We start from the raw sequence: 17,255 nt of genomic DNA, 5'->3' as shown, positions 1-17,255 counted from the left end.
CAGCTCATGTCTTTTGCCTTTCGTAAATTACCGCTGAAAACTCGGATGATTATCCTTCTGGGTTTGGTCAGCGCCCTGCAAACCGGTTTGATCGGTGGTTTTGCCGGTTATTACCTGAGTGATTCCCTCTATGATGAGATCGGCCAGCGTGCCCTGATGGTCTCGAAAACCCTGGCGGGTATGCCGGCCATCATCCAGGGGGTCAAGGAGCGAGATACTCCCACACTCCAGGCTTTGACCGAGCGCCTGGCCAAGACCAATGAAGCCCTTTTTATCGTGATCGGTGATCACCAGGCGATTCGTCTGGCTCATCCTGATCCGGAGCGTCTGGGTCATTCCATGGCCGATGATGACGGTGATAGGGGCACTCCTGCCTTGCAGGACGGGGAAGCCTATGTGGCTCGGGCTCACGGCAGCCTGGGGGTGTCCATGCGGGGTAAGGCACCGATTTTTGATCTGGACAGCGGCGAGATTATCGGCATCGTTTCGGTTGGGTATTCCCTGGATCAGGTTTTCTCGGTGATTCAGCGTTATAACCTGGTGCTCTATGCCGTGATGGGCTTGATGCTGCTCGGCAGTGTGGTGGCGGCGATCATCATCGCCGGGCGCTTTAAGAAAGCGATTTTCGGGCTGGAACCTGAAGAAATTGCGGTGCTCTTCCAGGAGCGGGATGCCACCCTGCAATCGGTACGCGAAGGCATTATCGCCATTGACCGCAAGGGACTGGTGACCACCTTTAACCGCACGGCGATCCAGACCCTGGGGCTGGACCCGGAAACCCGTCTGGCCGGTCAGCCAATCGAACGCATTCTGCCGGATACCCGACTGCTCAAGGCGCTGGAAACCGGGGAGTCGGCCTTTGATGAAGAGGTTTGGCTGCAGGGTCGCCAGATGATCGTCAACCGTCTACCCGTCAAGCAGGGGGAGGAAACCATCGGCGTGGTGGCCAGTTTCCGTTTGCGTGATGAACTGGATCAGGTCAGCCGTCAATTGACCCGAATACAGCAGTATGCCGATACCCTGCGCAGCCAGACGCATGAATATTCCAACAAACTGCATACCATTGCCGGGCTGATCCAGATCGGTGCCAACGAGCAGGCTCTGGCCCTGATCGGCAATGAGGTCAGTGATCACCAGGCCTTGATTCACCTTTTACTCGAAGCCGTGCCTGATCCGGTGCTGGCCGGTTGCCTGCTGGGTAAATACAACCATGCACGGGAAATGGGCCTCAAGCTGGTGATTGATCCGGATAGCCAAATGGCGGATTTGCCCGACAAACTGCCCCGCGATCAACTGGTCAGCGTTCTCGGCAATCTTTTGGACAATGCTTTGGATGCCACCCGCCAGCAGCAGGGCGAGGGCGGTCGCGTAGCCCTGAGCATGACCGACCTGGGCCATGATTTGATTTTCGAGATAGAGGATCAGGGGCCGGGTATTCCCGAAGACCTGCAGGAACGTATTTTTGAGCGGGGTTACAGTAACAAGCCTGGTGAAGATCGCGGTATTGGCCTCTACCTGGTTCGCCAGCTGGTTGAACGCTGGGGTGGCTCGGTCACTGTAGAATCCCTGCAACCGACAGGAAGCCGGTTTACACTTTACTTACCCAAGGTTCCCCCGATGGCTGCCCCTTTGGGGAAAAGTGGAGGTTAGTTAGTTTTGAAGCCGATTCGCTTATTGATTGCCGAAGATGATCGGCAGATTGCAGAAATTCAGCGACGCTTTGTCGAACGCCTGGAGGCTGTGGAACTCTGCGGCCTGGCCTCCACTCTGGCCGACGCCCGGGAACAGGTGGCTATCCTGCAGCCCGATCTGGTGTTGCTGGATGTCTATTTCCCCGATGGCAGCGGTCTGGAGTTGCTGCGCGAACTGCGGGCCGGTGATCAACCCAGCGATGTCATCCTGATCACTGCAGCCAAGGAGGTGGATACCCTGCGTTCTGCTTTGCGGGGCGGGGTGTTTGATTACATTCTCAAGCCTCTGGTGTTTGAGCGCCTGCAGGCGGCGATTCAACGCTATCGCCAGCACCTGGAGACCCTGGATAACCTCAATCGCGTTGCCCAGGAAGAAGTCGATGCCCTGCTGCCGCGCCAAGCGCCCGAGGCAGAGATACCGGCTCAGTCTCCATCCCGCCTGCCCAAGGGCATCGATCCCCTGACTCTGGATAAAATTCGCAAGGTGTTTCAGGACACCAGCGACTGGAGTGCCGAGGCCGTGGGCCAACAAATTGGCGCATCGCGCACCACAGCGCGCCGTTATTTGGAATACCTGGTCACTGCCGAAGAGGTAGTTGCCGAGGTTACCTATGGTACGGTAGGTCGCCCTGAACGCCGCTATCGAAATCTTTAGAGAAGAGGGAGGTGCCTTCCATGACAACTTCAGTGGTGCTTGAGTCCAGGATCCAGTGTCCCCATTGCGGTCATGAAAAGACTGAAAGCATGCCCACGGACTCCTGCCAGTATTTTTATGAATGCGAAGGCTGTGGCCAGTTGCTTAAACCTCATCCCGGTGATTGCTGTGTTTTCTGCTCTTATGGCAGCCACCCCTGCCCACCGATTCAGCAGGATCAGGATTGCTGCTCCTCGCCAGGCACCCAGGACTGATTGCAACCGGCTGCATTCTTTTTACGCTGCGGGTGAACCCACTTACCTTCCTGCTGTAATCCAGCCGCGTCCATTCACGGCGGCGTGTAGTGCGAAGCCAGCCTTTATCGACCTGGCTTTTGCCGGTCTCTATTTTTGAAATCTCCTCGTCGCATTCAGCTAAACAGTGATTTTTAACTGCATAGAAGCAGGCCCCGCCAGACTTAGACTTTAGAGTTATGAGCATAAAAACAACCCGTCTGAGAGACTTCCGGCAAAAGGTTGCTTTCTCGCCTGCTCGTCTACTAGTCGTGTAACCAGGCTCCACTGAGTAGGCAGCCACGCCAAAGCAGTTTTCAATCACCTTCCACCCTAAAGAAAAACGGCTAGTGGCATCTTCTCAGGCCTTGCTCGGTTTTGACCACTCACTGCAATCCTTTCCGGTTCTCCAAATGAGGTTGTCCATGAAAACAAGAATAGCTATTTACTTCAGTTATCTGCTGCTGGCAGCAGCGCTCTTGCTAACGCCGACGATGAGTTTGGCAGCTGATTCTTCCTCTGCCCAATACACGCCGGATATCACTTTTACCCTGCGAACCGCTGTTGCTGATGGACGTCTGGTCTATATCGGCCAGGGCGGTGCTATTGATGGTGAAATCAACCCGACTTTGCGGGTGCCGCAGGGGGCGATGGTTCAGATCAACATGATCAATGGTGACGGGGCTCTGCATGATGTGGTGGCTCCCGACTTTAATGATGCCCGTTCGGACCGGGTCTCCGGTCAAGGGTCGAGTAGTGTACTGGCCTTCCGGGCTAATCAGGAAGGTGAGTTTGCCTACTGGTGTTCGGTGCCGGGTCACCGCGCAGCCGGAATGGAAGGCATGCTGGTTGTCGGTGAAGGTCAGGAGGCTTTAACCTCCAATGCCGAGGATATGACACTTTCACCCATGGATTTACCTGATCCCATCGGTGATCGTGGTCCCCGTCATCATGAATACACCCTGGAAACGATTGAAAAAGTGGGCCAACTGGATGATGGCACCAGCTACAAATTCTGGACCTTTGATGGCACGGTGCCTGGCCCTTTCCTGAGGGTTCGTGAAGGCGATACCGTCACGGTCAATCTGGAGAATCCGCAAAGCTCGACTATGATCCATTCCGTGGATTTTCATGCGGTAACCGGACCTGGTGGTGGGGCGGCTGTCACCCAGGCTTCGCCGGGTACCACGGAGAGCTTTACCTTTAAAGCCCTGCAACCAGGCCTTTATGTCTATCACTGCGCAACCCCCATGGTGGCGCATCATATTACCAACGGCATGTATGGTTTGATTCTGGTCGAGCCGGAAGGCGGCTTAGCTGAAGTGGATCGGGAGTTCTACGTCATGCAGGGCGAGCTGTATACGGCAGAAGAATTTGGAACCACCGGTGAACTCTCCTTTTCCATCGACAAGCTTCTGGATGAAGATTTTGAATACATGGTCTTCAACGGTTCGGTGAATGCCCTGAAAACCACCCATCAAATGACGGCCCAGGTAGGGGAAACGGTGAGGATCTTCTTTGGTGTTGGTGGACCTAACGCGACCTCATCTTTTCACGTTATCGGTGAGATCTTTGATCGTGTTTATGATGAAGGGGCATTGACCGATCCGCCCTTGCACAATATTCAAACCACCAGCGTTGCCCCTGGCGGTGCCAGCATGGTGGAATTCGAGGTGGACTATCCGGGTCGATATATCCTGGTAGACCATGCGCTATCGCGGATGGAAAGAGGGCTGGCCGGTTTTCTCACTGTTGAAGGTGAAGCCGACGAGGAGGTTTTTGATGCCCACGGCAAGGAGCTTAGCGGCCACTAAATAGAACCAGCTTTTTAAACACGTGATGGAACCCCTGATCCTCGGATCAGGGGTTTTTTTAATGCTTTTTGATTAAGGTCGTCTTCCAGTCGTTGAACAAGGGTTACACTGCCTGCTTCTTAGTAGATAGGGAATCAGCATGGATTGGGTAGTAACTGCTCTGGGTTTTCTGGGCAGTGTTGTGAAAATGACGGCTATCTATCTTTTTATCCTGATGGGGCCGGGTCTGCTACTAGCCTTGCTGCTGCACTATGTGCACAAGCTGGTCGAGGTTAATGCCTGGACGCTATTCGGGCGTAGAGCCTATCTGCTTTTCTTTGGTGGTCTGGGCACCATGTTGCATGAGTTAGGCCATGCGCTGATGTGTCCGCTTTTTGGTCATCGCATCGATAAAATCGAGCTTTTTAATCCTGACCCGCAAACCGGGGTGCTGGGTTATGTCAGCCATTCTTATAACCCCAATAGCCTCTGGGCCAGCACGGGCAATTTCTTTATCGGCATCGGGCCTCTGCTTCTGGGTAGCCTTCTTGTTTACGCGGCAGCCTACTGGCTGTTTTCCGAGACCTTCTTTGCTCCTTTTCAGCAGTTGATTATCAGCCATGAAAGCTTGTCTTCATGGGCTGCTTTCGTAGCCTTCCTCTCTGAAGTGCAACTCGCCTTCACCCAGCTTTTTTCCGACCTGTTTACCCGTGAAAAACTGCTCTCCTGGCAGTTTTGGGTTTTCTTTTATCTGCTGTTTACCCTGGGAAGCAGCATGTCCCTGAGCCCTGCTGATATCCAGGGTGCCTTGCAGGGGTTTGTGGTGATCGTAATGGTCTTTGTATTGATCAGTGTTGTGACGCTGATCAGCAAGGGGGAAGTGGATACCCTCTGGGTGACCAACCTGGCAAGCAGCTATTCGGTCATCTATTCGGTACTTTTGCTGGTGATCGGTCTCAATGTCCTGTTGGTTTTGCCCCTGCTAGTCCTGCGGCTGTTCTTCCGGCGTTAATACGCTTTATACCTACCCGCATTTATTCTGCAAAAAAGCATAATGTCTGCTTAGCTGCTAGGGTTCAAATGGCAGTTTGTCTATTTATAAGCTACAAGTGGGGTGCAGTATGCGACATTTATACTGGGGGCTGGTTTTATGTGTGATCTTTCTTCTGGTGGGCTGCCTTGAAGAGGATGATGGCAGTGAATCAGCCAGTGATTCAGGTACGGCTGAAATTGCCGGGGTTTGGTCAACGGATGCCACAGATAATGAACTCCTGGCTCTGGTTTTCTTGACCAATGGAACCTATTTGCACTTTGAGGTTGATGAACAAACACCCTATGACGAAACAGGCGAAGAGTCGGGGATGGAATGGGGCACCTTCTCTCGGGATGCTGACACCGGTGAATTAACAGTCAGTCAGACGTACGACAATAATGCTGATACAGGCTTTACTGATGCCACGAATGGCAAAACCAAGGCTTATGCCCAGGTGGAATCGGATGAATTGACTATGCAGTTTGATGATAATTTGAATGGCACCATCGACTCCGGAGAATCCCTTAAATTTACCCGAACCTCAGCTGAGGGGCTTCAGGGTCCCTGGATTTCAGAACTGACTGATGATGACTTGTTGGGTTTTGTCTTTTTTGCTGATGGTACCTATGTGCATTTAGAAGTTGACGAAAAAACACCCTATGAAGAGGCGGGTCAGGAATCCGGAATGGAAATGGGCAGCTATTCTCGGGATGCCTCGACCGGTGAATTAACGGTCACCATTAATTTTGATAACAATGGCACCACGGGTTTTACCGATGCCCTTCAGCAGCAGGTGGATTTTTTCGCTCAGGTGTCGGGTGATGAGATGACGCTTCAGTTCGACGATAACAAGAACGGCAGCATTGATGATGGCGAATCGCTGAAGTTTAAGCGCCCGTAAAAGAGCTTTTTAGTATTCAGAATTATTACCGGAGCCAACAAAAACCGGCTCCGGTTTTTTTAATTCAAAACCTGTCCCAATAGGGTGGGTCTCCAAAGTAGCCTTCCATAAAGTCAATAAACTGGCGGATTTTTCCGGCCAGCAGGTTGCGGTGGGCATAGACTGCATAGAGTCCCATGGAGGCCGGTTCGTATTCGGGGAGGACACGTTCCAGGCGACCTTCCTGAAGAGCTTGGCCGGCAATAAAGGTGGGTTGCAGTGCAATGCCCGCGCCGGCCAGCGCAGCCTCGATGAGTACATCGCCATTATTGCTGGTGACCTCTCCCTGACGATCCTCGTGCCTTCCCTGTAGCCAGGGGTAAAGGCTGTCTTCCCGACTGAGATTCATGTAGCTGTAGCGCAGGTAGCGATGCTGATTGAGATCAGCAGGTTCCTGGGGTCGGCCTTGGGTATCGAGATATTCCGGAGAGGCACAGAGGGCCAGGCGAACGGGAGCCAGACGTTTGGCTATCAGGGAGGAACTTTGTAAATGACCGATTCTCAAGGCTAGATCAAAACCTTCCTCGACCAGGTCAACCTTGCGGTCATTGAGTTGCAGATCAATGCTGACCGCCGGGTGCTGCTTTTGAAAAGCACTGACCAAAGGCGCCAGGTGACGGATGGCAAAGGAAACCGGGGCACTGATTCTCAGGCGTCCACGAGTTTCGGTTTGCAAATCGGTCAGCTGGTTTTCCAGATCATCCAGTTCGTTTAGCAACTGTTTGGCCCGTGGATAGTAGCCTTCTCCGGCTTCGGTCAGATGAAGGCGGCGGGTGGTACGGTTGAGCAGGCGTACGCCCAGGTGTTCCTCCAGTTGGGAAACATATTTACTGACCAGTTGCGGGGACAGGTCAAGGCGTTCGGAAGCCTGTGTAAAGCTGCCTTCATTGACGATACAGATAAAGCTGCGCATGGCCTGGATACGATCCATCGAATTGCCCTCAAGCGTTTTTTCTATTATCAATGAATCATTGATAATTAAGCAACAGTTAGCCGGTTATTCTTTTGATTTGGCGATAGTAATCTAAGCACATCTTCTGAGGTAAAGACTTCAGAAGCACTTTTCCTGAAACGATTTGAGGTGACGACGATGAATACTGCCAAGCTTTTAACTCTTTTGAATAGCCAAGCCGGTCTGGGTGCTCTGTTTCTGCGTGTTCCTGTCGGGATTATCCTGTTGGCGCACGGTGCCCAAAAACTGTTTGGTGCCTTTGGTGGCTATGGCCTGGAAGCAACCGGGCAGTGGATGGGCAGTATCGGTCTGGAGCCCGGTTATCTGATGGCTTTGCTGGCCGGTAGTGCCGAGTTCTTTGGCGGACTGGCTTTGATTATTGGTCTGCTGACACGTCCTGCTGCGCTGGTATCCGCTTTTACCCTGCTGGTTGCTATCTTTGCAGTGCATTTTGAAAACGGGCTGTTTATGGCCAATAACGGTTATGAATTTGGCTTGAGTCTCTTTGCCGCTACCTTGGCACTGACTTTCCTGGGCGGCGGTAGTCTGGCTTTGGATTCCCAGCTGGCCAAGGTTCTGGGTGGCAAGCAACAGGCAGCAGATCTGGGTAGTGCAAACCACTAAATCCTGATCGTGACAATTAGATTCCAAGGTTGCTGCCCTTCAGGGGGCAGCACTTTGAAGGAGAGCAAAATGTTAGTCAAAGGTGTATGGCAAGAGAACTGGCAGCCGGTTCAGTCAAAGGATGAAGACGGGCGTTTTTTACGCCAGACTTCGCAGTTTCGTCACTGGATTACTCCGGATGGGGAGCCAGGACCGACGGGCAAGGGAGGCTTCAAGGCTGAGAAAGGGCGTTACCATCTTTATGTGGCCTATATCTGCCCTTGGGCATCTCGCGCTCTGATTGCAAGAGAAATCAAAGGCCTGCAAGACATTATCAGTGTGAGTGTGGTCAATCCGCGTTTGACTGATCAGGGTTGGCAATTTGGTGGCTACCCGGGTGCCGATGAAGATCCCGTCAAGGGAGTTCGTTACATGCACGAACTCTATACCCTGTCGGACCCGGAGGTTTGTGGTCGGGCCACGGTTCCTGCGCTTTGGGATAAGAAAACCGGCCAGCTGGTGAATAACGAATCAGCCGATATCCTACGGATGCTGAATACGGCCTTTTCGGAGTTGGTGGATGAGGGGCCGGATCTTTATCCAACCCCGCTGGCTGAAGAAATCGAAGCTTTGAATGCTTACCTCTATTCCGACCTGAATAACGGAGTTTACGAAGCCGGTTTTGCCTCCAGTCAAAAGGCCTATGAAGAGGCCTATGTAAAAGTCTTTGCCGCGCTCGATCAGTTGGAAGAACGTCTGGGTGACGGTCGTTCCTACTTGTTTGGTGAGCAATTGACCGAAACGGATATTCGTCTTTTTGTGACCCTGGTGCGTTTTGATGCCGCCTACTATGGTCTTTTCAAATGTAACCGCAACCAGTTGAAAGAAATGCCGAGGCTGCATGCCTATATGCACCGCCTTCTGGCCCAGGACGAGATCCGCCAGGTGGTGAATCTGGATCACATCAAGGCAGGCTACTATTCAATCAAGGCCTTGAATCCCGGTGGGATAGTGCCCTTGGGCCCAGATTCTATTTAAGAAACCTCTGATTAACTATTGCGCTTGCTAATACTGCGTTGAAATTGATCTCATAATGCTCATTTACTCGCTGTAAACTCCGCTTTTTCGTTCAATTTCGCCTTGCCTAACCTGCGCTCATCACGTTAATCAGAAGCTCCCTACGCCATTATAGGAGTCATTGTTTATGAGTCAGACAACTGATGTGGTTTATATTTCTCACGGGGGTGGGCCGATGCCTCTGTTGGGTGATCCTGGCCACCAGGAGATGGTGAGCCAGTTGCAAAATCTGGCTGCAACCCTGGAAAAACCGGATGCGATTCTGGTGGTCAGTGCCCATTGGGAGGAAAAGGTGGCTACGATTACCTCTGGCCCCCAGCCTTCACTGATTTATGATTATTATGGCTTTCCACCAGAGAGCTATGAAATCGAGTATCCCTGTGCTGGTGAGCCCGTGCTGGCGCAGCAGGTATATTCAGCTTTACAGACTGCCGGCATCCCGGTGCAGTTGGATGAAGAGCGCGGGTTTGATCACGGTCTCTTTGTCCCTTTGAAGCTGATGTATCCGCAGGCGGATATTCCCTGTATTCAGCTATCTCTGGTCAATAACCTGGATGCAGAAACCCATCTGGCTTTGGGTGAGGCGCTGCAAAAAGTGGATTACCCGCGTCTGCTAGTGGTGGGTTCAGGGTTTTCTTTCCATAACATGGGGGCCTTTTTTATGCGGGGAAATCCGGAAATTGATGCCCGCAACCAGGCTTTTGAAACCTGGCTGGAAGAAACCTGTGGTTCGACTGAACTGACGGAAGCCGAGCGCCGTGAACGCCTGGTGAACTGGGAAGCAGCCCCCTCAGCACGTTTTTGTCATCCGCGTGAGGAGCATCTGCTGCCCCTGCATGTTTGCTATGGCCTGGCTGGCAAAGCCCGTGAACTGAGTTTTCCGGCCCGGATTATCGGCAAGGATTCCGGCATGTTCTACTGGCAGCGAACAGTCTGATCGTGTGGTTTTTACTGACTCTTGCAGAGGCGTTCGGCCAGCAGGCCAATCTCTTCTGCCTGGGTCAGCTTTTCCAGCCAGTGGCTGGGTAGACCGGCTTCACCATACCAGGCCCCGGCCAGTTGACCACAAACGGCTGCCGTGGTGTCGGCATCATCACCCAGATTCGCGGCCAGCAGTAAAGCCTCTTCCAGCGAATCCGTGTTCAAGAAACACCAGAGCGCAGCTTCCAGGCAGTCAATGACATAGCCGCTGCCCTTGATCTGATCCCGGCTTTTATCCCGATAGCTGCCCTGGGAAATGGCAGTTACCTTTTTGCTGGTCGGGGTATAGAGGTCGGTGGCCAGCAAGGCTTCCTTGCTGACTTCACCGGCAAAAGCCGTATGTAAAAGTGCGGCAAAATAGCGGCAGGCATCGATGCATTCCTTGGCTGCGTGGGTCGTACGTGAACTCTCGCCTGCGTAATGCAGGGCTTTTTCAGCATCAGGGCTGAAATACATCACCACGGGAGCCAGACGCATCAAGGAACCGTTACCTGCTGAAAAGGGATTGGTCGAGCCCGAATAGGGATTGCCGGTGGCCAGGTACTGGCTGATGGCTTCAGAAACCGTCACCCCGATATCAAAACAGCGGCCATTGCTGCTCATGTAACCCTTGTCGCGCCAGGCGCAGTAGCGTTGCATCTGGTCATCGGCATCAAAGCCCTGTTTTTCCAGAAGCGAATGCGCCAGACACAGGGCCATGGAGGTGTCATCGGTCCATTGCCCGGCCTGGAGAAAGAAAGGGCCACCGCCGATCATGTCCGTCAGGGGTTTAAAGCTGCCACGTTCGCGGAATTCCAGGGTGGTTCCCAGCGCATCACCGGCAGCCAGTCCCAAGAGGCTGCCTCGGTATCTTTGTTGTCGGTCAAGCATTGCGCGATTTTCTCCTGGCGTCGATCCTGAATCAGGTTATCCTAAGGCTTTTGAATCCTTGGGATGATAACTGATAGGGCCATGACCGTCTTGATCCACCGCAACACCCTGTCTGACCTGGCTGCAGGCCGCGCTACCCTGCCTGCCTCTGCTCGCAGTCCATTGAATCGCTGTAATCTGCCCAGTGTGATCCTGGGTAGCCTGACTTTCCAGATGCAACCCATCGAACTGCAACTGGATAGTGTTCTTCCCCTTAATCGCCAACTCTTTGCTGCCCTGGATCGCCTGGATTCCCCGGAAGAGCGCGGCCTGCATTTTCGTCAGTATATGAGTTCTGCCTTTTTATTGGATCAGGTTGAAGAGGCGGGTTTTGATCCGGCCAGTCAGCGCCGCAAGCGGGCCAAGGCCGATTATCTGCGGCTGTTGCGGGGCTGGATGTTTAACCCGGATGGAATCGAAGCGGCTGTCCTCAAACGCTGGGTGGAATCACGTTTCGGTCTTTTAACGCGCTACCATGGTGGCTTGCTTAAGGACTATGAAGATGCCAGCTATGCAGCCTATCAGGCAGATGTGGCTCGGGGGCTGTATAACGCCAATGCCCTCGAGTCGCAGCTGGATCTACTCTATACCTACTGCCAGTATGAATTGGCTCGGCGCTGGCCGGAGAAACACCACTGGCTGCTTTATCGCGGGGTTAATAACATCCCCGATCGGGATCGGCTGGCGCAGGGGGAAGAGGGCGCAGAACTGCTGTTATTGAACAATCTCAACTCCTTCAGTAGTGACCGGGAACTGGCTGGCAGCTTTGGTGACTGGATACTGGAAACCCGTGTACCCACCGCCAAGCTGCTTTACTTTCCGGACCTCTTACCCAATATCCTCAAAGGGGAAGAGGAATACCTGGTCATCGGCGGGGTTTATCGAACCTACCTGCAGCGATGACTGGAGAGGTTGTTGTTATGAACAGGTTTGAGCCGGACCCACCGGGTTTAATGAGTGAAACTGAAAGGCTGGAACGTCTGGCTGAGTCTCAGGGTGGTCAATCCTGGGCTGATTACGGCAGCTGTCAGCCTCGGCACGAGCAGCTTGTTCCCTTTGTTGCCAGCTACACCTATTCGGTTGGCTGTATCTATGAGCAAGAAGCCCACTTTATTACCCGTGCCTACCCCACAATAATGACGCAGTTGTATTTTGAGTTCTACGGCGACTTGAGTGAGGTCAAGGATGACCAGGGCTTTTTTGCTTTTGATTCTGCCCGGGCTTCCTCGCAATCCAGGGCTATTCGAAAGCGAACCTATGTGAAGCAGGGGTTGGGAAGCTGGTTTGATATCTATCAGCTTCCCAGTAAACGGACCTGTCGCCCAATTAAAAATCTTAAAATAGATCTCTTTCCGAATACGCTTTATCAGCTGTTTCAAATATCACCACAAGAAGTTTGGAAGGAGGATTTGCAATTAGCAGATTTGCTAGGGGCGACTTCAGCCAGCCTGATGCTTGAAAGAATGGAAGCAGCCGTCAGTGGCTTGCAACTGGTTGCGATTGCAGAAGAGTATCTGCTCAAGCAGCTCGCTTCCCGAGAATCCACACTTGATGCTGGTTCACGCTTGTTTACTTCTTTGCCTGATTTGAATGGAAGCCTGGGTCAGCAGGCTAACTACTTCAATAAAAGCGAGCGTTGGCTGCAAAAGCAGTATCAGGAAATCTATGGCATGTCTTTCAAAAAAATGCAGACGAACCTTAAATTTCAATATGCTCACGGACTCTTGCAAAAAGCCATAGAAGAGCAGCAGCCTATTAATTTGACCCAGCTGGCTTATCATTGTGGCTACTTTGATCAGGCTCATTTTATCCGTGATTTTAAACGCTTTGCCGGCATGACCCCAGGTGCCTACCTGAAAAGCCATGCCGGGGAAACCAGCCAGTTATTTTATTGGTAAAGGATTTTGATTAAATTCTGGGCCAGAAGGCTTGTTGAGAAACAGAGGTTTTTGCACAAAAATAATAATGCCTGTTATTACCGCAAGAACCAGTGTCTGTAAGCATTTGGTTTCCTGGGTCATGCTGAACATTTCCTGCGACAAATTAATAACAAAATGAAAGACAATAGTAGCCAGGATGCTACGGTTATTAATGTGACAAACCCAAGAAACCAGGATGCCCATCAAAGCAGTGCCTATAAAGAAATTGGCAGCAAACCAGGGGTTTTGCTGGTAAATTTTATATTGATAGGAGTCATTGACTGCCAGCAAGGGAAGGTGCCATAAGGACCAGAGGATACCAAAAATTATGCAGGCTTTTAAAAAACTGCGGTCTTTTTCCAAACTTTCAAACCCATAGCCCCGCCAGCCCAGCTCCTCAAAAACAGCCGCAAGAAGAAAAAGCGCTAATACCGGTACAAAGCCGGTGCTAAAAGAGAAAGCGCCAGAGAATTGAAATTGTTCGGCAGAGCCTCCCAGAGCCAGAGAAAGAAGAATGGCCATGATCACGGAAAAAGGCATGATCAAGAGAGATCCAATAAATACCCGGGGCCGAATCAAACGAATACTGAAGACTCGATAAAGAAAATCCTGCTTCATCGGTTGGCTTTTTTGTCGCCAAATAAATACCACTGCGAAAACAGCAGGCATCATTAGTCCCAGAAGCAAGGGGAGCATATAGTAATCAACCCACCGGGTTGTGAAACTCATGTAGCCGCCCAGGCCCCAAAGCAGGGTGGTGCTGATCAGTACTGCCAGAAAGTAGGCGCTAGGTTGATAAGTGAATCTTGAATGAGTTGATGGGTTCACGATGATTAATTTCCTGATGAAGTTGATTAGAATTGATAAAAAATACCGCCATAGGCTGACCACTGGTCTTCACGAGTGGTGAGCGGACTGTCGGCAATGGCTGAACTGGCAAGCAGGTATTCACCACTGATAATCAGGGTGAGTTTTGGGGTCAGTTGTCTGAAAAAATTGGTGCCAATAAAGCCGGTATAGCTGTCTTCGGGACGGTAGCTGGGGCGATGGGGAAGTGTCTCGAGGGTTTCCACACCAAAGTAATATTCGGTTTTACGGGTATCCCAGTATTCACTGCCGACATACCAGGTTAGTAGATGAGAGGAATTCATCCAGGCAAGACGTTCAAACTCAACTCGGGCTGACAGACCTTGATGCCGGTCACTGATGTCCTGGAGCAGTTGGGCTTTCAGCTCACCTCCGAGCCAGGGTGTTTGGTAGGCCAGGCCAGCTTCCCAGGCCGCCTTCCTTTCATTCATGCCGTTCAGATACTTGGCATCTTCACCGGCATAACCATCAAAAGTGCGTCTAATTTCCAAGCCGAGGGTCTGTCCAGCATCGCCTTCGTAAAAACGATAGCCGCCGTGAGTGCCTCGCAGATAAAATGCCTGGTATTCGGCAATGACAAGTGGAAAGAGATAATACTCTTTGCCGACTTCCTGATAAAAACTGGTATTGGCCGAGCTGGCCAAACCCAGTTGAACTTGCAGTGACCCTGGTTCTTCGGCCAGAGCCAGGGAGCAGCTGGTTATCCAGCCAAGAATGGCCAGCAAGAATGGGGATTTAGAAAGGACTGACATCTTCGGGATTTCCTGATGGGTTAACGCGGTTTTCTTGCTGTCTGATGAATAGCAATGTTTCATCCAGCAATCGTGGGGCAGGTTAGGCCAGGAGAACCTGAAGAAATTGTAAAAAAGCGAAGACCTCAATTTTGTTCAATAGACGGGGCCAGTGACCTGCTAGCCTGGCCCGGTAAAGGGGCTTGATCAGGTTGTTTTTATCCTTGCCCACTGGTGAAGAGCCCTTCCATCTAAAGGAGAAGTCCGTGTCGGGAACACTGAATAAGCCTCTTTTTTGGCGAGATGCGCGTCTGCCCTTTGTTGAACTGCGCCAACTCCAGGCGGGCCAAGGATTGTGTTATGCACCCCACAGCCATCGCCAGTGGTCTTTGGGTGCCATTACTCGTGGCCGCAGTGATTTTTGTTATGCGGGCCAAACTCATGCAATCGAGACAGGTGATCTGGTGGTGATCAACCCCGAATGGGTGCATGCCTGCAATCCCCTGACTTCTTCTGCCTGGGGCTATTGGATGCTCTATGTGGATAAGGACTGGCTGGCCCAGTTGCGCTTTCAGCTGGGCGGGTTGGATCAACCAGTGTGGGAGGATTTTTCCACTCCGGTGTTTCGAGCCTCTCAGCATCATGCGGCTATGTGCCAAGTGGCTGAAACCCTGGTGGATGTAACCGTGGCGGTGGAAGAAAAAGAGCAGCAGCTAGTGGCTTTTCTTGCCCGGCTTTTGCCGGATTTAAAGCCAGTGACCAACCCAGCCAGCAAACCCCAGGGTTTGTTGGCGGTAGAAGCCTATCTGCATGCTTCCGCATCCCTGGAAGTCTCTCTGGAGGACCTTTGTCGGGTATCGGGTTACAGTGAAGGTCACTTGATTCGTGTGTTTCGCCAGCACTTGGGGTTAACGCCCCATGCCTACCTGATCAACCGCCGTGTTGAACGGGGACGTCAGGCCCTGCAACAAGGGCAGCCGATTGCCGAGGCAGCGCTCTTGGCCGGTTTCTCAGACCAGGCGCATTTTCAGCGCACCTTCAAGCGACTTTGGGCGGCGACACCCAACCAGTACCGCCAGGCTTTACTCCAGGATTAAATACAGACAGGTGGCTGCCAGTAACAGGGCCAGCAGGCGATTCAGCAGCATGAGGTTACGCGGCTGGCTGATATGACGGCGCAAGAAGGCTCCGGCATAAACCCAGGAAGCCAGGGACAGCCAGCAGATGGGTAAATAGAGGGCGGTAAAAACCAGTAATTCCTCAACCCCCTGGCCTGAGGTATAGGCCCCGATCCCCGAGGCTGCAGCTAACCAGGCTTTGGGATTCAAGGCCTGCATCAGGGCACCTGTCCAAAAGCCCGGTGCCGGGCGTCCTTCCGCACTGGGCAGCTCGCCGTTATCCCTGGCCAGCTGCAAGCTTAAATAGAGTAGAAAGGCCACCCCGGCCCAGCGCAGCACCTCCTGCAAAAGCGGAAATTGCAGCATCAGGGAATAGAGGCCCAGCCCCACTGCGATGAAGAGTGCAATGAATCCCAGGGTTGCTCCGGTCACGAATACCAGTCCCTGAAACAGGGGGTAGCGGGTGCCGCTGCTGAGACAGACTAGATTCACCGGACCCGGTGAGATGGAGGCGGCCAAAGCAAAAATGGACATGGATGCAATCAGGGATAGACTCATGGTTGAACTCCAAAACAGAATGCCAGCCAGTTTAATGACTCCTTTCCTGTCTGGATTGAACAAAATTGAGGTTTTTATTGCTTATGTCCAAGGCCAATATTTTTTCCCGGGTGCCTGCTGCCTCCGAGCAGGAAATATTTGAAGAGCTGCTGACCAGTGAAGGTGTCAGAATTGAGCGGATTTTGTCCTACGGTCAGAGTTCACCCGAAGAAGGCTGGTATGACCAGGAAGAAAACGAATGGGTGCTGGTGCTTCAGGGAGAGGGGTGTATTGCCTATGAAGATGGCAGGGAAGTCATTCTGAAAGCCGGAAATTATCTTGAGCTACCCCGGCATACCCGACACCGGGTTGCCTGGACAGCCGCCGGAGAAACCACCATCTGGCTGGCGATCTTTTATCCCTGAGGCGGCTGTGTAAACCCGAATTTTAACCCAGGTGTTGCTTGAGTCCTTGCGGCAGGCGCGCGGGTTCGAAGATTTCTATCCAGTAGCCATCGGGGTCGCGAATAAAGGCAATGTCTTTCATCTTTCCATCCTCGGGGCGTTTGACGTAGCTGACGCCCAGCTCATCAAAGCGCTGGCAGGCTGCATCCAGATCGGGAACTGCAAAACCGATATGGCCAAAGCCTTTGGGCTCATCATTGCAGTTGTGGTACTGCAGCTCAGGATCTTTTTCACTGCCCCAGTTGTAAGTCAGCTCCAGCATCGCCGGACGACCAAAGGTTTGCCGGGTACGTTCATCAGTATCCTTTGACCAGTTTTCCACGTCTTCAGGCTTGAGAGCAGCCAGGAAGAAGAGCGTGAATTCCATCTCCGGGAAATCCAGCTTACGCACCAGGGTCATCCCCATGACTCGGGTATAGAAATCCAGGGTGACTTCAGGGTCTTTGATACGCAGCATCGTCTGGTTGAAGACGAATTCGTTAGTGGCCGGATCTCTTTGCTCGTTCAGGCCGGGGGCCTCTTCAAAATGGCGGCTCATGCTTTCTCCTCGTACTTGAATGGATCAGCCTTTCAAAACTGTTATAGCTGTCGGGTCCCGCATGATTAACAACCCGTTTATGAAATAATTCTGGGCGTTTTTCTTGCCACCCTTTCATTGCTTCAATGGGTGGATGATGGTTCAGTGCTTTCTGCGGAATATGGTGATTATACAG

The 17,255-nt window shown here is 52.3% G+C and carries 19 protein-coding genes and 1 pseudogene; 13 read left to right on the top strand and 7 right to left on the bottom strand.

The genetic code is table 11. The features are described 5' to 3' along the window. The first annotated feature begins 45 nt into the window (after positions 1-45). The 6 genes from DFK18_RS14155 to DFK18_RS14130 all read left to right on the top strand — a co-directional run bounded on the left by DFK18_RS14155 (position 46) and on the right by DFK18_RS14130 (position 6,345). Positions 46-1,650, top strand: coding sequence for an ATP-binding protein (locus DFK18_RS14155; RefSeq protein ID WP_114418948.1), 1,605 nt, complete (start codon positions 46-48; stop codon positions 1,648-1,650). A gap of 6 nt (positions 1,651-1,656) precedes the next feature. After that, entirely contained in the window at positions 1,657-2,346 is a 690-nt protein-coding gene (locus DFK18_RS14150; RefSeq protein WP_114418925.1) for a response regulator, read from the top strand. A 20-nt stretch (positions 2,347-2,366) separates the two neighbouring features. After that, positions 2,367-2,600 (top strand): GDCCVxC domain-containing (seleno)protein, encoded by a 234-nt coding sequence (locus DFK18_RS14145; protein ID WP_114418924.1) that lies wholly within the window; start codon positions 2,367-2,369, stop codon positions 2,598-2,600. 443 nt (positions 2,601-3,043) lie between these two features. Beyond that, positions 3,044-4,432 carry a copper-containing nitrite reductase gene (gene nirK, locus DFK18_RS14140; protein ID WP_218563971.1) on the top strand — a complete coding sequence of 463 codons (1,389 nt, stop codon included), beginning with the start codon at positions 3,044-3,046 and terminating at the stop codon, positions 4,430-4,432. 139 nt (positions 4,433-4,571) lie between these two features. After that, positions 4,572-5,423, top strand: a complete 852-nt coding sequence (locus DFK18_RS14135; protein ID WP_114418923.1) for a M50 family metallopeptidase — start codon at positions 4,572-4,574, stop codon at positions 5,421-5,423. A gap of 109 nt (positions 5,424-5,532) precedes the next feature. Beyond that, a complete protein-coding gene (locus DFK18_RS14130; protein WP_114418922.1) occupies positions 5,533-6,345 on the top strand; it encodes a hypothetical protein in 813 nt (270 codons plus the stop codon). A gap of 64 nt (positions 6,346-6,409) precedes the next feature. Here DFK18_RS14130 and DFK18_RS14125 read toward each other — a convergent pair whose 3' ends face one another. Next, positions 6,410-7,315 carry a LysR family transcriptional regulator gene (locus tag DFK18_RS14125; RefSeq protein ID WP_114418921.1) on the bottom strand — a complete coding sequence of 302 codons (906 nt, stop codon included), beginning with the start codon at positions 7,313-7,315 and terminating at the stop codon, positions 6,410-6,412. Between the two features lie 159 nt (positions 7,316-7,474). Here DFK18_RS14125 and DFK18_RS14120 point away from each other — a divergent pair, with 159 nt between their 5' ends. From DFK18_RS14120 to DFK18_RS14110, 3 genes are all read left to right on the top strand, one after another. Beyond that, positions 7,475-7,960 carry a DoxX family protein gene (locus tag DFK18_RS14120; RefSeq protein WP_114418920.1) on the top strand — a complete coding sequence of 162 codons (486 nt, stop codon included), beginning with the start codon at positions 7,475-7,477 and terminating at the stop codon, positions 7,958-7,960. Positions 7,961-8,029: 69 nt separating this feature from the next. Then, positions 8,030-8,977, top strand: coding sequence for a glutathione S-transferase family protein (locus DFK18_RS14115; RefSeq protein ID WP_114418919.1), 948 nt, complete (start codon positions 8,030-8,032; stop codon positions 8,975-8,977). A 166-nt stretch (positions 8,978-9,143) separates the two neighbouring features. Next, positions 9,144-9,953: a DODA-type extradiol aromatic ring-opening family dioxygenase gene (locus DFK18_RS14110; protein WP_114418918.1), complete on the top strand. Its 810-nt coding sequence runs from the start codon at positions 9,144-9,146 to the stop codon at positions 9,951-9,953. 11 nt (positions 9,954-9,964) lie between these two features. Here DFK18_RS14110 and DFK18_RS14105 read toward each other — a convergent pair whose 3' ends face one another. Then, complete coding sequence (locus DFK18_RS14105; RefSeq protein WP_114418917.1) at positions 9,965-10,867, bottom strand: ADP-ribosylglycohydrolase family protein; 903 nt, start codon at positions 10,865-10,867, stop codon at positions 9,965-9,967. An 81-nt stretch (positions 10,868-10,948) separates the two neighbouring features. On the opposite strand from DFK18_RS14105, the gene DFK18_RS14100 reads away from it, so the two are divergent. Both DFK18_RS14100 and DFK18_RS14095 read left to right on the top strand, forming a co-directional pair. Continuing rightward, complete coding sequence (locus DFK18_RS14100) at positions 10,949-11,809, top strand: NAD(+)--dinitrogen-reductase ADP-D-ribosyltransferase (RefSeq protein WP_114418916.1); 861 nt, start codon at positions 10,949-10,951, stop codon at positions 11,807-11,809. A 17-nt stretch (positions 11,810-11,826) separates the two neighbouring features. After that, on the top strand, positions 11,827-12,804 hold the full coding sequence (locus DFK18_RS14095; RefSeq protein WP_162299796.1) for a helix-turn-helix domain-containing protein: 978 nt from the start codon (positions 11,827-11,829) through the stop codon (positions 12,802-12,804). Here the strand turns inward: DFK18_RS14095 and DFK18_RS14090 are convergent. Together DFK18_RS14090 and DFK18_RS14085 are read right to left on the bottom strand one after the other, a co-directional pair. Next, positions 12,790-13,653 carry a type II CAAX endopeptidase family protein gene (locus DFK18_RS14090; RefSeq protein WP_114418914.1) on the bottom strand — a complete coding sequence of 288 codons (864 nt, stop codon included), beginning with the start codon at positions 13,651-13,653 and terminating at the stop codon, positions 12,790-12,792. The genes DFK18_RS14095 and DFK18_RS14090 overlap by 15 nt on opposite strands. A gap of 26 nt (positions 13,654-13,679) precedes the next feature. Beyond that, positions 13,680-14,444 (bottom strand): MipA/OmpV family protein, encoded by a 765-nt coding sequence (locus DFK18_RS14085; RefSeq protein WP_162299795.1) that lies wholly within the window; start codon positions 14,442-14,444, stop codon positions 13,680-13,682. Between the two features lie 245 nt (positions 14,445-14,689). Here DFK18_RS14085 and DFK18_RS14080 point away from each other — a divergent pair, with 245 nt between their 5' ends. Continuing rightward, positions 14,690-15,520: an AraC family transcriptional regulator gene (locus tag DFK18_RS14080; protein ID WP_218563970.1), complete on the top strand. Its 831-nt coding sequence runs from the start codon at positions 14,690-14,692 to the stop codon at positions 15,518-15,520. Here the strand turns inward: DFK18_RS14080 and DFK18_RS14075 are convergent. Then, the gene (locus tag DFK18_RS14075; RefSeq protein WP_114418912.1) at positions 15,506-16,099 is read right to left on the bottom strand and encodes a LysE family translocator; all 594 of its coding nucleotides are present in this window, start codon (positions 16,097-16,099) and stop codon (positions 15,506-15,508) included. The genes DFK18_RS14080 and DFK18_RS14075 overlap by 15 nt on opposite strands. Before the next feature lie 83 nt (positions 16,100-16,182). On the opposite strand from DFK18_RS14075, the gene DFK18_RS14070 reads away from it, so the two are divergent. Further along, positions 16,183-16,503: a cupin domain-containing protein gene (locus tag DFK18_RS14070; protein ID WP_114418911.1), complete on the top strand. Its 321-nt coding sequence runs from the start codon at positions 16,183-16,185 to the stop codon at positions 16,501-16,503. Between the two features lie 22 nt (positions 16,504-16,525). On the opposite strand, the gene gloA is transcribed toward DFK18_RS14070, so the two are convergent. Further along, positions 16,526-17,080: a lactoylglutathione lyase gene (gene gloA / locus DFK18_RS14065; RefSeq protein WP_114418910.1), complete on the bottom strand. Its 555-nt coding sequence runs from the start codon at positions 17,078-17,080 to the stop codon at positions 16,526-16,528. Next, positions 17,064-17,255, bottom strand: a pseudogene (locus tag DFK18_RS14590) (hypothetical protein); the annotation flags it as partial. The gene gloA and the pseudogene DFK18_RS14590, both read right to left, overlap by 17 nt.

It is taken from the genome of Marinospirillum perlucidum (assembly GCF_003336805.1).
Taxonomy (GTDB): domain Bacteria; phylum Pseudomonadota; class Gammaproteobacteria; order Pseudomonadales; family Halomonadaceae; genus Marinospirillum; species Marinospirillum perlucidum.
This window is presented reverse-complemented; position numbering and strand designations above follow the sequence as displayed.